This is a genomic window from Pedobacter cryoconitis (assembly GCF_003259615.1).
GTDB classification, from domain to species: domain Bacteria; phylum Bacteroidota; class Bacteroidia; order Sphingobacteriales; family Sphingobacteriaceae; genus Pedobacter; species Pedobacter cryoconitis.
Genome location: NZ_QLLR01000022.1, coordinates 26,040 through 43,977, shown reverse-complemented (window position 1 = coordinate 43,977; position 17,938 = coordinate 26,040). Strand labels below are relative to the sequence as shown.

The window sequence follows — 17,938 nt, the reverse complement described above, 5'->3', positions numbered from 1 at the left end:
ATTAATTCTGGTTTAATTTTTTGAAAGCATCCCATAATAAAGCAAAGCTGATTGAAAACACATCATCCAGCGCATACACACAATGAAACCAAAAAGCAGGTATGACCAATAACTCACCAGGCTCCAGCGTAACTTCTATTGCCCTTGCCTTTGCAAATGCCGGGAACAAGCTGAGGTCCACATGCTTTACATCACGTACACTGCAGGGCTGAAATGTGTTAAATGCAGGTACAGGGTATAAAGAGTCTGATTGATCCGGAGAGAAGAGAATCATTTTTTTTCTGCCCGATACATGCGCCAGCATATTGTGTGTACAATCACGGTGCAGTGTGGTGCAAGGCGTTTTGCCAGTTCTTCGTCCCATCCATATTTGCGGGGAAGTAACCGAGTCCCATTGAAAAAAAGGAAGCTCAATATCAGCCCAGATGGCTAATGGTAAAGGGCAGCCAAAAGTGTACACCAGGTCATTGGTATTATTTTCCATTTTTTCAATAAAATCAGCCAGTGTTTCCTGCCTGTCTTCCTCCATATTATGACGCAGGGCAGCATCCCCATATTCCGCTTTTATCTGTTCAAGACTTTTTGATACAAATGGCCAGTTATCCAATGCGCCGGTAACTACAAACGGTACCGACTGTTCCATTAAAAGCAGAACGTCCGCTTCAGATGGGCGATATACACGCTTGATTGCTGTAATACTATCTCTATAACCAGCAGTAAGCTGTTCTGTATCCTCCAGAAGACTGGCAATTTGTGCTGAAGGCCTTTTAATCAATGTAAAAAGAAAACTCGCAAGCGCAAGATTACCTTTTGTTTCAATCTGTGCCAAAATGAGCGGGTCCCGCAAATCAAATCTGTCCGCATTAGCCAGAATATCAGACAATAAAGCGGGGCTCAGTTTCACCATGGCATCGGGTGGGCCTGAAGAACTTTCAGCGATGCGAAGGGTGTTGTTATTTAAACTAATATCAGCCTGATAACTGTCTTTTGCATCTTCCAGCACTACCCTGCAGGTCCCGTAGTTTTCATCAGGATATAATCCGCTGACCATTTGTGTATATAATTGGTTGATTAGCTCTTGTTTCATGAAATTAGCGTTTAATTAAGTTATTGGATAAAAACATGGATTACCTGGTCTGTCCCAAGGAGATGTGGTCAATAATTAGTGAAGGATTTTGTAGTACGGCTTCCAGAAGTTGTTGATAATAATCAATAAATAATCCAATGGTATCTTTATCATACAAGTCAATGCTATATAAAAAAGTAATATTTATTTCTCTGCTGCTGTTTTCTACGACATTCAGTTCCAGTTCATAGCGTGTAACAGGTGATTGCTTTGTAAATGATACCGGCAGGAGTTCAGGCTCTTGTAACTGCACATCATTATCGAAAAAGTTAGTATAAGAGAAGTACACCTCTACTAATTTTCCTGTGTGCTGAGATCCCCACAATGCCAGCATCTGGTCAAACTGATAATCCTGATTATCAAGCGCATTAAGCACGCACTGTTTTACAGTTTCCAGCATTTCAGTGAAAGTACCCGAACCGTTTACCTGAATCTGCAAAGGCAGTACATTGACAAATGTGCCAACCACATTTTCCAGTCCGGGCTGCGATCTGCCTTCAGCATCCGTGCCGATAACAATAGCTGTTTTACCAGATATTTTAGCAATAAGCATATAGTAGAGCGTGAGCAGGAACATAAAATTTGATACCCCATACTCTGCCGCTATTTTTTTGATTTGAAGATGCTGGTTATCATTAATAGTGAGCACTTGCTGAGCTGCCGCATAAACCTTTACCTGATCTCTATCTTTAAGCACCGGCAAATCAATAGTGGGCCATTCTCCTGCAAATTGTGCTTGCCAGAATGATTTTTGCACCATAAGACTTTCAGCCTGCTTCCGCTGCCAAACGGCATAATCAGCATACCTGATTGGCAAGGGCCCTAATGATAAGTTCTGGTATATCCGTTTAAAATCATTCATTAAGATATTAAGGGAAATACCATCACAAATAATATGATGAATATCGAGCAATAAATAACTGCCCAGCCCTTGTTGTTTTAGCAAGCCGCAGCGCATCAAAGGCGGAGCCTCCAGGTCAAATGGGCGGGCAAAATCCTTAACTGCATCCTGTAACGAGATATAAGTCTGCGAATTAAAATCATGTAATGAAAAGGGAACATTTTCATGCACCACCTGTACAACTTGATCATCTTCTATTGAAAAACCAGTGCGAAGCCCTTCATGCCTGTTAATTAATACATCAAATGCTTTTTGCAGTTTATCCGCATCCAGACTACCTTTCACCTCATAAGCGACAACGACATTACCGATTATCTTATCATCCTGCCACATATGTTCATAAAATAGCCGCTCCTGGGCAGATGATGTAATATAATAGGGATGCTGACCTGCCGAAGTAATACTGCTGGTATCAATCCTGCTCCCGCTGTCAATCAGTCCGGCCTGCTGTTCAATAGTAACATGGGTAAACAGCTCTTTCAATCCAATAAATACATTAAACGCCTGCTTTATTTTATTGACTAAATTAATCCCGCTCAGCGAATGACCACCCAATTCAAAAAAGCTGGTATGAACGTCAATAGTTGTAGCATCTATTTTCAACACAGCCGCCCAGATCAGCACCAGTTCGCATTGTGTTTCACCAACAGGAGGATTATAACTGTTTCCTATAGCTATTGCGGGATCAGGTAAAGCCCGTGTGTCCAGCTTGCCATTGGGAGTAAGCGGCAGGGCACTTAGCTGCATATAATAAGACGGCAAATAGTACTCCGGCAATTTACCCTGTAAATATTTTTTTATAGCAGCAGCTTCGATTGCATCATCTGCAGTATAATAAGCAATAAGATATTTTTCATCATTCTTTTCCTTAACAGCAACTATGGCATCAGTTATTCCATTATACTTTCCTAGCCAGGTCTCAATTTCACCCAGTTCTATCCGGAAACCGCGGATTTTCACCTGGTTGTCCATTCTCCCCAGATAAAGTATATTACCATCAGGCAGCCATCTGACCAGATCTCCGGTTTTGTAAAACCTTTCGTTAAGCGGATTAGGTACCTCAATAAACTTTTCTTTGGTGAGTGTGTCGTTGTGCAGATAGCCTCTGGCCAACCCCACACCTGCAATACATAACTCTCCCGGCACCCCTATTGGTACCATTCTGTTACTGCTGTCTACAATGTACAAACGTATATTGTCAATCGGTTTGCCGATAGGCACACTAACTTCATTCCTGCCTGGTAAACATTCATAAAAAGAAACCTCTACAGTAGCTTCAGTAGGGCCGTATAAATTGATGAGACGAGTGCCACAAGTGTTTTGCAATAACCTGTTAAATTGTTGAACATGCTCTGTACGTAAAGCTTCACCACTGGAGAATACCAGGCGCAATTGTTTTAATTGCTGTGAAAAAGGCTTGTTTTTTATAGCTGTTAAAAAAGCACCCAGCATAGAAGGAACAAAATGGATGACCGTTACCTGTTTTTCGCTGATTGCATGCACAATTTCGTCAGGGTCTTTTTCACTTCCCGGAGGCAGCAGGCACAAGGAAGCACCAGCAAATGTCCACCAAAACAGTTCCCATACAGACACATCAAAAAACAGAGGTGTTTTCTGCAGCACAACATCAGCAGCAGAAAGCGGAAATATTTTCTGCATCCAGCAAATACGGTTTATAACCGATCGATGCTCAATCATTACACCTTTAGGCACACCTGTAGAGCCGGATGTATAAATCACATAAGCCAGATTACCTGGGGATGGTTTTGCGATATTCAATGCTGTACAAGCTTCAATAGCTTCCGATACTTCATCCAGGTTGATGACCAGGCAGTTCACGGTTATATCCTTCAGATATTTACTTCTTGTGATCAGCACTTTGATTTTAGCGTCATTAATAATGGCACTGATGCGTTCAATAGGTGCATTTGTATCAATGGGCACATAAGCTGCGCCGGCTTTCAATATGCCAAATAAACCCGGCATAAGCGCCTGCTCACGTTCCAGCAAAATCCCTGCTAAATCACCTGTTTTTAGTGAAGCAACCTGTAAGAGGTAAGTGGCCATTTTAGCTGATTTACTGTTAAGCTCACCATATGTACACTTATAATCCCCTAATTGAACTGCAAGGGCATCAGGTGTATATTCAGCTTGTTTTTCAAATACGGAGACAAGGGTTTCCTCGTCGGAATAAGCTGCTGTGGTATCGTTAAAAACCTCCTTGATCAGCTTTCTGTCCGTCTCTGTCAGCAGTTCAATGTCGGCTATGCGGATAGTCTTATCTGCAATAACTGCGTTCACTATCATCAAAAAGGCATCCCTCCACCTTTTTATAGTTTCTTCCTGAAACAGCTCTGCCGCATATTCAAAATTCAGGGAAATATTTCCGTTTTCTTCAAACACCTCCAGTGTAAGGTCAAACTTAGCAAGGTGGTGTACGCGTTCTGACTGCTGAAGTACTAAACCAGGGATGTCAAATGCAGTTGTTTCAAAATTATGGAATACAAAAAAAGTATCGAATAGTGGGTTACGACTGGTATCACGCTGTAATTTAAGTTCGGTAACCAGATCTTCATATGGATAAAACTGATTATCAAGACATGCTATGGTATTCCCATTAACAGCAGCCAGGAATTCGGTAAATGGCAGTACTGCTGCTACATTATTACGTAAAGCAAGGGTATTTACAAACATCCCGATCATACTTTCCAGTTCCATATGGAGCCGCCCTGCAGTAGGTGTCCCTACCACCACATCTTGCTGGTTACCCAGCCTGGCCAGCAGTATATTGTATATAGAAAGCAGCACGATGTATAGTGTTGTTCTTTCGCTGGCAGCTAGCTGTTTTAAACATTCGCTATCCTCAGCACCCAAAGTAAATCCAAGTGTTTTGCCAATCTGCGTTTTGAGCTGCGGCCGTTGAAAATCGGCCGGCAATGAAAGCACCGGCGGTTGATTTGCAAAAAGCTGCATCCAGAAAATCTTTTGTTGCTGTACCAATTCAACACGGGCAGTACTTTGCTGCCATACCGCATAATCTTTATACTGCAACACCGGTACAGCTGGTATTTCATTTTTATACAGCCTCATAAAATCGCTTAGCAGCAGATTTTTTGACATACCATCAGTAATAATATGATGTATATCTACTAGTAGTATATGTTTATTCTTTTCCAATGTGACCAAAGCCACACGGATCAGTGGTGCCTGCGTGAGATCAAATGGTTTCACTAACCCGGTCAGGATTTCCTGCACATTGTTGTCAGGCTCAGGGAATTCGATAGTAAAATCAATATGATCTGCTATTTTTTGAACTGGCTCTCCATTTTCAATATCAAAAAAAGTACGCAATATATCGTGTCGCTGCACCAGTTGCTGAAAGGCCCCGGTAAGTTTTTCCTGATCAACCATTCCATGCAGTTGATATATGCCGGTTTCATTGTAAGCCAGCGATAAAGGGTTCATCTGATGCAGGAAATAGACTCTTTTTTGTTGTGATGAAAGTGGATAAAAAGCTTGAAGAGGTGCAACAGGAATACGATACGAATTACGTTCTTTTCCCGTCTCGTTATCTGCCTGCAAATAATTGGCAACATCACGCAGTGTAGAAATATGATAAAGCTGCTTAAGCGGAATACTCTTATTAAATGCCTGCTCTATACGGCCTAAAAGGATCATGGCGTTGAGCGAATGACCACCAAGTTTAAAAAAATCGCTGGATGCACCTATCCGTTTCTTATCTGCTTTTAAGATGTCTGCCCATAAAGTAGCCAGTTTATCTTCCGCTTCATTGCCCAGCGGTACATAATCAGTTTCCTCCTGAAAGACTGGGTCAGGCAATGCCTTACGGTTTATTTTTCCATTTGGGGTAAGCGGTAAAACATCCATTGCCATAAAATAAGCTGGTATCATGTACTCTGGCAACTTTAGCAGAAGATGTTTTTTCAGTGCATCGGTATCCACATTGTGGGCAGCTGTATAGTAGGCCACCAACAGGCGCGTGCCGTTTTCTTCTCTTGCAGTGACCACAGCCTCAGTAATCCCTTCATAGGCGCACAAACTGTTCTCTATTTCGCCCAGCTCTACACGATAACCACGAATTTTTACCTGGTTGTCTTCACGGCCCAGCAGCTCTACCGTGCCATCGGCCTGCCAGCGGGCCATATCGCTGGTTTTGTACATCAGACTACCAGCCTGGTATGGATTCGCTATAAATTTTTCTGCAGTAAGTTCAGGCCGTTTCCAGTAACCGCGTGACAAGCCATCCCCCGCGATATATAAATCGCCAACTACCCCTATAGGTACAAGCTGCAAGTCCTTGTTCAGAATATATAACTGTGTGTTGGCTATCGGAGTCCCAATCAGCACCTTTTGCAAACCTGGTTCAAAAGCGTGTACGCAAGACCAGATCGTCGTTTCTGTTGGGCCATACATATTATATAGTGCGGCGTTGGTTTGTTTTTGAAGATCACGCACAAGTGATAAAGGAACACCTTCCCCCCCCAGTAACAACAGACGCAGAGAACGGAGCAATGCTACAGAGCCTGGACTTTCCAGGGCCTGCTGCATAAATGAAGGGGTTGATTGCAGCAAGGTTATTGGATGACCAGCACTCTTGTTTTGTCCATCGAATACTTCTTTGAGAGATTTCAGATGATGAAGTCCGGCCATTACATGATCCACAGGTAAACCAAAATCAACCAGGCATGCTATTTCATTAACCCCTGCTTTTTTAAGGCGGCGCACTATTTCCGTACAGCTTTTTTGGGTACCAATAAGAGAACCCGTTTTATAATACCGTAAAAAAGCATTTTTCAGTATGACAGCTTTTCTTTCTTCTGATAAATCTGCTTCTGTCACGCCCACTTCCTCGTGCAGTATTTTACTGAGGCCTACGGCGCTTTTCAGATATTCTATAAATGGTTGCTCTACGAGTTTTTCAACGGTCTCTATATCTTCTCCGACATAAGTGTGAAGCATCAATGCAACCTTCCCTGGCCCCTGATGTCCGTGCAATAGCCTTGCTTCTCTGTAAACATTTATATTATGGGAAAGTGTTTCCATATCCTGTCCCAAAAAATGAGTAAGTATATGAGCACCTATAGCACCCGCAGTTTTGAATGTTTCTTCATTGCCTGCTGATGTTATCCATACAGGCAATTCCTTTTGTAATGCTCTTGGAAATACCTGAATGTCTACAGTTTTACCCAAGCCATTCGTACGGCTGATAGTTTCACCGCGCCACAATTTTTTCACTTCCTCAATCTGCTCAAACATCGTTCGCTGCCGGGTGGGATAAGATGCCGCATTCAATACGAAATCATTAGGGTTCCATCCGGATGCAAAAGAAAGTTCTACCCTGCCCTCAGAAAGATTATCTACAACAGACCATTCTTCTGCGATACGAACTGCATCATGCAATGGGGAAACCACACTTCCACTTCTTAAGGTAATATGGTCGGTAACCATTGCCAGTGCTGCACTGATCACAGAAGGATTTGGATAAAGACCACCAAATTCATGAAAATGACGCTCTGGTATCCATACTGCTTTAAATCCGTTTTTATCGGCATATTTCACCGCATCCTGCAACAACCCGTATTTATTGGTTTCTTCTTTATTGTAACTGGAAAAGAACAGCAGGCTGAAATCTGTTACCGTATTTTCACCAGGCAAATAACGCGCAAGATCGTTTACAGCAATATGTGAAGGATGCACAATTACTTTTACGCCCTGACAAAGCGTCCAGAAAATTTCCAGTACAGAGATGTCAAAAGAAGTACTGGTCAATGCCAGCATGCAATCATTTTCGCCAACAGGTAACCGCTGATTCATCCCTGCAAAAAAGTTCACCACATTATAGTGTGAGATCATGACTCCCTTAGGGTTACCAGTAGAGCCAGAAGTATAAATCAAATAACATATATCCGATGCCGCTACTGCATGTACAGGACTGCTATCCTCATAATCTTGCTGCGAATTGTCCAGTAATAATACAGGTTCAACAAAGCCAGCAGGAATATGCGTTTCATGATCTGTAACCAATACACGCACAGCACTATCGTGTAATATATACTCTTTTCTTTGCTGCGGATAAGCAGGATCTACCGGTACATAAGCTGCACCAGCTTTAAGTATGCCCAGCATACCGGCAATCATCAGCCCTGAACGGCTTGCTATAATACCTACAATATCACCAGTTACCACACCGTATTCATTACGCAGCCGGTTAGCCAGCTGATTAGCCAGTCTGTTCAGTTCATGAAAACTATATTGCTGGTTTTCATATACAACAGCAATTTTATCGGGTGTTTGGATGACTTGCTGCTCAAATAACGAGACAATGGTTGCATCAGCCGGATAAGCAATCTGTGTAGCATTAAAAGTAGTCAATAGCTGTTCCCGCTCCGGCTCTGGCAACATTTGTATTGCATTTATTTTTATATCAGGCTGTACAGCTACAACCGACAAAATGCGTTTAAAATAACTTGCGAACCGCGCTATAGTTTCTTTTTTAAATAAACTGGTTGCGTATTCCAGATGCAGCACTATATCCTGACCATCCTGAAAGGCGTATAAAGTAAGGTCAAATTTCGAAACCCCATGATTGCTGCTATAAGGCCTGATGGTAAGACCCGGAATCGCTGCCACAGCTTGTTCAAAACTTAAAAAATCGAACAGCACGTTAAATAATGGATTCCGGCTAGCGTCTCTTTCAAGCTTAAGCTGATCTATAAGTTCTTCATAAGGATAATCCTGGTTATCTATACAAGCAATTGTCTTCATACTTACCGCAGCCACGAGCTCTCTGAAAGTAAGTTCATCGTCTGTAAAATTCCGTACTGGCAAAGTATTGACAAACATGCCTATGATGTGTTCAAGACCAGCATATTTCCTGCCGGCGGTTGGAATACCAATGACAATATCCTGCTGATTGCTCAGTCTGGACAACAGTATATTATAGGCAGCCAGCATGACCATAAATAGCGTAGTACCACTGGCAGCAGCAGTCGCTTTTAATTGTGCTGTCTCTAAATTATTGATCCGGAATTCGTACAAACCTCCATCGTAATTCATAGCTGGCGGCCTTGGATAATCAAATGGTAAATCCAGTGGCTGCAATTCCCCGGCAAACTCTTTTATCCAGAATGAACTCTGTTTTTCTATTTCAATGTAACGATTGTCGTCTTGCTGCCAGGCTGCATAATCTTTAAATTGCAGCTGCAGCGGTGGTAATGTTTCACCATTGTAAAGGGCCATAAAATCCTTAACCAATAGTTGTTGCGAAACACCATCAGCAATAATATGGTGCATATCCAGCAGCAGCAGATGTTTATTTACACCGATACCTAAAAGCTCTGCCCGCATTAAAGGTGCAACTGAAAGATCAAATGGTTTAACAAAATCGCGGATCAGCTGCTCTGTATCATTTTGCCCTGCGAAAGTGTGGGCCACTTCAAAAAAAACATCTGTTCTGATTTTTTGTACCGGCCCATCGCTGTGCATGACCAGGTAAGTACGCAAACTTTCATGGCGTAATATTAACCGCCGGAATGTCTCCTTTATTTTTTCCATATCCAGCTCACCTTCCAGCTCCATTACCCGCGGCATATTATAGGCCACAGCATCCTGATTGTATCGATATAGAAAATACAAACGCTTTTGCGCATAGGAAAGCGGATAATAATCCTGTGCTGAAACACGTGGGATCATCACAGATTCCTCCTGCACCGCCACCCCTTGCAATAACGAAAGCAATTCACTCTTTTTGCGCTTAATATCCGTAATCAGTTCAGGTGTAAGCTTCTTGTACGGATCATAAATATTCAATTCCAAACCACTGGCTTCCAGTGAAATCTCTAGCTCAATCAATTTGCTTAGTAAAGCTTCCATAGTTAAATTGCTAGTTTTTCTGTTATTTGATCTGTTTTTCTTGTCAAAGAAGCCACGAGTATCTCTTTGCTTAAAGCATCAACAGTTGGTTTTTTAAAAAAATTTAATAGCGGGATATTAACGCCAAATTCCTGCTGTATTCTGCTCATAAGCATAATGGCACTGAGCGAATGGCCACCCATTTCAAAAAAGTTGCTGTTTACACTAATGCGTGCAGTATCGGCATTCAGGATCAGGGCCCATATTTCAACCAGTTTAATGGCTATTTTCCCTGAAGGAGCGACATAATTGTCTGTAGTCTGTGGCACAGGCTTAGGCAGTACTCTTTTATTCAGCTTTCCGTTAGGTGTGAGCGGTAGTGCATCAAGCGGCATAAAATAAGCCGGTACCATATAAGCTGGTAGTTTTTCCTGCAAATAAGTTCTTACATCAAGTGGTTCTCCCCCTGCTGCAGGTACATAATAAGCTACCAAAAATGTATTGTTACCTTCTCCTGCTGCAATAACTACAGCTTCATTGATCATGGGATGGCCGAGGAGTTGCTGAGCTATTTCACCAGGTTCAATCCGGTGACCTCTGATCTTTACCTGGTCGTCAATCCTGCCTAAAAACTCGATATTCCCATCGGGCAGCCAACGGGCCAGATCACCAGTTTTGTATACCAGACCAGATTTCTTTGCCGGATCAGGAATGAATTTTTCTGCCGTAAGTGTACCCTGATTCAGGTAACCTTTCGTAACCCCTTCTCCACCAATACATAACTCACCACTTACGCCCAATGGAAGCAGCTTATTACTTTGATCAAGAATACGGACCAGGGTATTGGCAATAGGTTTACCAATACAAATCAGATCACTTTCTGTAAGCTCGTACAAGGTAGACCATACTGTAGTCTCTGTTGGCCCGTACATATTATAAATACGACCTTTAGTCATTTTTTTAACCTGATTGAGTAATTCCGGGGGAAATGCTTCTCCGCCCACCATGAGTACTTTGGTATTTTCAAGCACCTGTTCTTCCGGGGAACTGGTTAGCAGCAGCCGCAGGTGCGAAGGAGTAATTTGTATAAAGTCGACCTGCTGTTCCCGGATCAGCCGGCTTAACTCCTGAATATCTTTATGACCAGTTGTGTCGGTGAGTACGATTTTTATTCCATTGAGTAAAGGCAAAATGGTTTCAAGTACAAAAATATCGAACGACACCGTGGTTAAACAGAGCATAGTACTTCCTACTGAAAAGTCAATTTTTTCACAGATGCCATACACAAAATTCAATACATTGCGATGCGTCACAATTACTCCTTTTGGGTTACCAGAAGAACCGGATGTATAAATCATATAGGCAGCAGAAGTAGCATCTGCCAAAGATTTAATATCAATTTGATCCGCAGCCCGCAGGTTAATAGCGGTTACATCTATCCAGGTAACAGCCATATGCTGCACCTGCTGCTGTACGAGATTTGTTTTGGTTAAGACCAGTTTCAGACCACTGTCTTCCAATATGTATTGAATACGTGCAGCAGGATAGGCAGGATCAATAGGTACATAAGCAGCACCAGTTTTCAAGATTCCCAATAAGGATGGAATTAAATAACTATCACGGTCAAGCATAACACCGGCTAACTGACCAGATCCAAGACCATGTACCTGAATAAGGTGTGTGGCAATATTATTTGCACTTTGCTGTAATTTCAGGTAAGTCCATTCCACACCAGATACAGTAACAGCAACCTGATGCGGCGTGCGGATAACCTGCGCATCAAAAAGAGACACAATCGTCTCACTGGCAGGAAAAAACAGTTCAGTGTTATTGAATTGATCAATAAGCTGAAACCTCTCATGGTCTGGCAGTATATTCAAATCAGCAATACAACTAGCTGTACCTGCTGTGACATTGGCGACCAGATGTTCAAAATATACGGCGAATTTTTCAATAGTTGATGCTTTGAAAAGCGAAGTAGCATACTCAAAATCAAGTTGATAAATACCATTTACTTCTGCTGCCACAAGGGTAAGATCAAATTTAGACAAGGTATGAGTGGTCTGGAAGTGTTGCAGTTGCAAGCCAGGTATTCCGGGTAATGCCTCTTCAAAGTTGCGGAACATAAACAGCACGTCAAACAAAGGATTCCGGCTGGTATCCCTTACGATTTGCAATTCCTCGATGAGCGTTTCATATGGGTATCCTTCGTGCTCAAAACATGAAAGTACACAGGCTTTGACAGTCTGTAGAAAATCGCGGAAACTCAGTTCTCCATTTACTGAGGTACGCAGCGGAATGGTATTTATAAATACGCCTACCATATTTTCCAGGTCTGCATGCGAACGCCCTGCTACTGGCGTTCCTATTACTACATCCCCTTTATTACTTATTTTGCTTAAGAATATCATATACAGAGAGAGCAACACCATAAAAGGCGTTGCCTCTGCAGCTAAAGCAATGGCATTTATTTTTTTCGTCTGTTCTTCACTGAGTGCAAAGTGCAGTACATTACCGTTGTACTCTTTAACTGCAGGTCTGGGATAATCTGCTGGTAATTCAAATACAACCTCTTCTTCAAACTGTCTGAGCCAGAACATACGTTGCTTTTCTGTACGTTCCTGCTGTAGCTGCTGTGATTGCCATTCAGCGTAATCTTTATACTGGAGCGCAAGGGATTGCTGAAATTGTTTGCCACTATATGCTTCCCATAATTCTTTCAAGAGCAGTTGTTGCGAAATACCATCAGCAATGATATGATGCATATCTACGACCAATACATTTTGCTCTTGAGGTATAGTGATCAGCATGGCCCTGATCAGTGGAGGATTATTCAGCACAAAAGGTTGAATAAAAGAGCTGATCACAGTATTTATTTCTTCGCTCTGGCATTCTTTCCGGGACAGGCTGAAATTTACTTTATCTTTCACACATTGCTGCGGCACACCATCTATCACTTCAAAACTGGTCCGTAAACTTTCATACCGGTTAATCAGTACCGCAAAAGCACTTTCTATTTTTTCTACATCAGGAATACCATGGATACTTATTGCCTGGGGCATATTGTACGCCGTAGATAAACGATCAAGCTCATACAGAAAATACAAACGGCGCTGTGCGGAAGACAATACATAATATTCCTTTACTTCTGCTAAGCCGACAGGCACATAACTGATGGTTTCTGCCTGCTCAATATACTTTGCCAGTTCCCGGATGGTTTGTAGTCTGAACAGCTCGCGAAGCGGAACTGTAGCCTGCGCAATTTTCTTGATTTTATTAATTAAAACTGTAGCAGTTAATGAATGACCACCCATTTCAAAAAAACTTTTGGTTACACTGATATGCTCAGGTGCAATCTTTAAAAGGTCTGACCATATAGCCACGAGCTGTATTTCCAGTGAACTATCAGGTGCTGCATAATCATCACCCGACAAGATAGCAGGAACCGGCAATGCCTTACGGTTAAGTTTGCCATTAGCTGTAAGTGGAAGTTTAGTAATTTGCATATAATAAGCTGGCACCATATACCCTGGAAGCCTGGCCAGCAAATGTTTGCGCAACAGGCCAGTATCCAGCTCCTTTTCACTCAAATAATAAGCAACAAGTTGTTTATCGCCGTCCTGTTCCCAAACCATGACAATAGCCTCCTGCACATCATCGTAAGCGGCGAGCTGTTTCTCTATTTCGCCCAATTCTATTCTGAATCCTCTTAATTTCACCTGGGTATCTATTCTTCCCAGGAATTCAAGATTACCATCCGGCCTCCATTTGACCAGGTCACCAGTCTTATAGAGCCGTTCTCCTGGTTCATAGGGATGAAGTATAAATTTCTCTTCAGTTAAAGCAGGATTATTCAGATAACCAGCAGCGACTCCTTTTCCAGCAATAAATAATTCACCAGGAACACCTGCAGGCTGTGAATGTCCTGCTGCATTAAGCACATATAATTTCACATTGTGCAATGGCTTACCGATAGGCACACCAGAGTCTCCACCAACTGCCGGCAAAGTATAGGCACTGGCATAAATAGTGCCCTCTGTTGGCCCGTACAGATTTACCAATAATAGTGGCAAATCAAGTTCTTGTATTTTCCTGACCGTTTTATACAGCAGTGCTTCACCCGCCAGGAAAATATATTGCAGGCTGCTCAGCCGTTTGATATTTTGTTTTACCGCTTCTTCTGAAAAAACAGCAAACATAGAAGGAACAAAATTGATATGCGTAATTTTATGCTGAGCGATACTATCCAGAATTGCAGCAGCATTTCCTTCTTCTCCAGCAGGCAACAGGTAAAGGCTGCCCCCGTTTAAGAACCAGCCAAATAATTCGGCAGCTGATACATCAAAAGAAAAAGTGGTTTTCAAAAGATAAACACCTGTTGCATCAAGCGGATAGCTATACTGAAGGCCACCTATAACATTTGCAAGAGCGCCATGGGTAACCATTACCCCTTTGGGTATACCAGCAGAACCAGAAGTATACATAACATAGGCCAGGTGATCAGCTGTGATATTGACCGCAACAACAGCATTTTTTTGTTCCTGTAAAACTGTAAGCTCATCATCCAGATTAACAACCGTCAGCTGTTCATTTTCTAAAGGCACGAGGTACCTCGTTCTTGTAATCAGAACTTTTATACCGGCATCGGCAAGGATTGCCTGTATTCTTTCCTTTGGATAAGCAGGGTCCACAGGCACATAGGCAGCCCCGGTTTTTAAGATACTAAATACAGCTAATACCTGGCAGGCTTCACGTTCTAACATAACCGCTACCAAATCGCCCGGTGCAATATCTTTTACGTTTTGCAGATAGCCAGCCAGGTTATCACATTGGCTTGCAAATGAAGAATAGGTCATATTCCCGTCTGCAAAACGCAGAGCTATATTTTCAGGTGTCTTTTTCACCTGATTGTCAAACAAAGACAATAGCATTTGTTGTTCCTCAGGATGATGTATAACTCCTTTATTAAACACATGAATTACCTGATCCCGTTCTCTGGCAGACAATAACTCTATATTGCCTATAGTATGCTGCAGGTTTGTGGCTATACTATTTACAATCCGGCAAAAATAGTCAGCAAACCGTTCTATGGTATCTTTGGTATATAATCCCGTTGCATATTCCAGATTAAATGATAACTGTTTTTCTTCTTCAACAGCCATCAGGGTTATATCAAGTCGTGATACAGGATGTATATAGTTACAAGGAGAAAGTATCAATCCTGGTATGGACAGCGGGCTGGTTTCTTCTTTTCGAAATACAAACAAAGTATCAAATAAAGGATTCCGTCCAGTATTTCGTGGTACCTGCAGGTCCTGTATAAGTTCTTCATACTGGTAGGCTTCATTTTCAAAACAGGAAAGCGTATTGGCGGTCACTTTTGACAGAAATTCCTGTACACGCAAGTTGTTCAGCGGAAAATTACGTAATGGAAGGGTATGAATAAATATACCTATCATTTTTTCTACATCCGGATGATGCCGTCCTGCTGTCGGGCTCCCCACCGTTATATCTTCCTGATTTGATAATTTGCCAAGCAGTATATAATATGCTGTAAGCAAAATCATATAAAGGGTGGTATTTTCACGACTGGCAATATCCCTCAGCCTACTAGTCACCTCTTCATCAATCGTAAAACTGACCGTATTTCCTTCGTATTGTTGTATAACAGGGCGCGGGTAATCTGATGGCAGATCTGCTACAGGTATATCTTCTGCAAATTGCTGTAACCAGAAATCACGGTGTGCTATCCTTTTTAACTGCTGCTCATCGCTCTGCTGCCAGCAAGCATAATCTTTGTACTGTAAAACTGGTGCAGATAAATCTTCCTCATTGTATAAAGAAAGAAATTCTTTGATCATTATTTCCTGTGATACACCATCCATAATGATATGGTGCATATCTAATAGTAGATAATGCTCTTCTGGTGCTGCTGCAATCAGTGAAGCTCTGAAAAGCGGGGCTTCTTCCAGATTGAACGGCTGTACAAATACATCATAAATTGAAGGTATATCGGTTGCTGCGGCCTGGATAACTGGCAATATGAAATCAACTTTTTCCAGTACCTGCTGTACCGGTTCAATTTCAGTCATCACAAAAGCTGTGCGCAAACTTTCCTGTCGTTCAAGTAATCTGTTAATTGCAGACTCCAGTCGTTTTTGATCAAGACTGCCGGTCAGCTTAACTGCATAGGGCATATTATAGGCAAGCGACGTATGGTCTAACGTATATAACAGGTAAAGTCTTTTTTGCGAAGACGATAGTGGATACCATTGCCTTACTTCTGCTTTTCTGATACCCTTGTAAATAATTTTTTCTTTTTCACGGATACGCTCAGCCATGCCAGCAATATCCGGGTATGTAAAAACTTCACTTAAGGGAATAACAACCTGTAAATCGGCATAAATTTTATTAACCAGTTTCACTGCTTTCAGTGAATGCCCGCCCAGTTCAAAAAAGCTGGTATAGCGGCTGATATTTTCGGCATCTGTTTGCAAAACAGCAGCCCATATTACTGTTAATTGTTGTTCTGTACTGCCAACCGGGGCTTCATATTGCTGCAGAAGTTGTATTTCCGGCTGTGGCAAGGCACTACTATCCAGTTTTCCATTAAGGGTAAGCGGAAAGCTTTGCAATTGTACATAAAATTGCGGCACCATATATTTCGGGAGCGTGGAGGCAAGAAATCCGTTTAATTCAGCAACTGGAATTTCATGTTCCGCTACATAATAGGCTACGATATTTTTATTATCGCCAGTATCAAGGAGGTTTACAAATGCCTCTTTTATTCCAGCATAAGTCAATAACCAGTGTTCTATTTCGCCAGGTTCAATTCTGAATCCGCGAATTTTAATTTGAGTATCATTTCTGCCTTTAAAAAGGACATTACCATCAGCCAGCCTTAAAGCCATATCACCGGTTTTATACATTCTGCCCTGGCCTGTTCCTATAAAAGGATTGGTTGCGAACTTAGTCTGGGTAAGCAATTCTTCCTGCAAATATCCCCTGGCCACACCTTCACCAGCTATATATATTTCACCTGTAACACCAAGGGGAACAGGCTGCAAAAGATCATCGAGTATATAAATCTGTGTATTTGCAGCTGGCGTGCCTATAGGAACCGACAGCCTTTGCTCTTGTTCTGGATTAAACAGATGAATCATACAACCAACAGTAGCTTCTGTGGGGCCATACTCATTGTACAGACTAACAGTGCCATCGTACAGGCGATAAACCTCTGCGGCCAGATTTGTATCCAGATCTTCACCGCCTACAATCAGCGTTACAAGTTTGTTGTCCTGCAGCAATGGAAGTGATCTCATAGCGCAAAGCATTTTCAGGTGCGAAGGCGTAAGCTTGATAATTGTGGAGCGGTTATCAGTCAGGACTTTTTCGAGCAGTGCGCCATCAGAAACCCCGCCATAAACAACAATATCATTTCCTGAAACCAGCGGAGCAAAAATAGTGGTGATTGTTAAATCGAAAGCTATAGAAGAGTAGAGCGGAAAAGTAGCCTTTGTCCCTTTGATATATACTGATACTGCCCAGGCGATATAATTTAACAGTGAGCCATGCTCAATCATTACTCCTTTAGGTGTTCCTGTTGAGCCAGAAGTATAAATAACATAGGCCAGGTCTTTAGCAGAAGGCAGTGTTGATGGACAGGCGGTTTGCTGCGAAATAGCCTCCTGCTGCTGATCGAGATCAAACAAGATCATGGATTCAGGCATATCTTCTGGCAGGAACTTTTCCCTGGTGATCAGTAACACAGGCTTGGCATGGTTAATCACCGCCCGCACTCTTTGTGATGGGTAAGCGGTATCTACAGGTATAAATGCCGCTCCTGCTTTTAAAATCCCGAGTATACAGGGTACAAGATAAGTTTCCCGCTCCAGCAGCAAAGCGACCAGATCTCCGCGCTGCACGCCTGCTTGTAGCAAACAACCGGCGATTTTATCAGACAGTTGTTTCAGCTCACCATAACACATCATACCCGATGAGGTGTGTAATGCCGGTTTATCTGGCGACAACGTTGCCTG

The 17,938-nt window shown here is 42.3% G+C and carries 2 protein-coding genes and 2 pseudogenes; all 4 read right to left on the bottom strand.

The features are described from left to right. Position 1: 1 nt before the first annotated feature. Positions 2-1,087 carry a cupin-like domain-containing protein gene (locus LY11_RS18430; protein ID WP_111635116.1) on the bottom strand — a complete coding sequence of 362 codons (1,086 nt, stop codon included), beginning with the start codon at positions 1,085-1,087 and terminating at the stop codon, positions 2-4. 40 nt (positions 1,088-1,127) lie between these two features. Beyond that, complete coding sequence (locus LY11_RS18425; protein WP_111635115.1) at positions 1,128-9,920, bottom strand: non-ribosomal peptide synthetase; 8,793 nt, start codon at positions 9,918-9,920, stop codon at positions 1,128-1,130. Positions 9,921-9,922: 2 nt separating this feature from the next. Next, positions 9,923-16,414, bottom strand: a pseudogene (locus LY11_RS27375) (amino acid adenylation domain-containing protein); the annotation flags it as partial. 129 nt (positions 16,415-16,543) lie between these two features. Continuing rightward, positions 16,544-17,899, bottom strand: a pseudogene (locus LY11_RS27370) (amino acid adenylation domain-containing protein); the annotation flags it as partial. Positions 17,900-17,938: the final 39 nt, after the last annotated feature.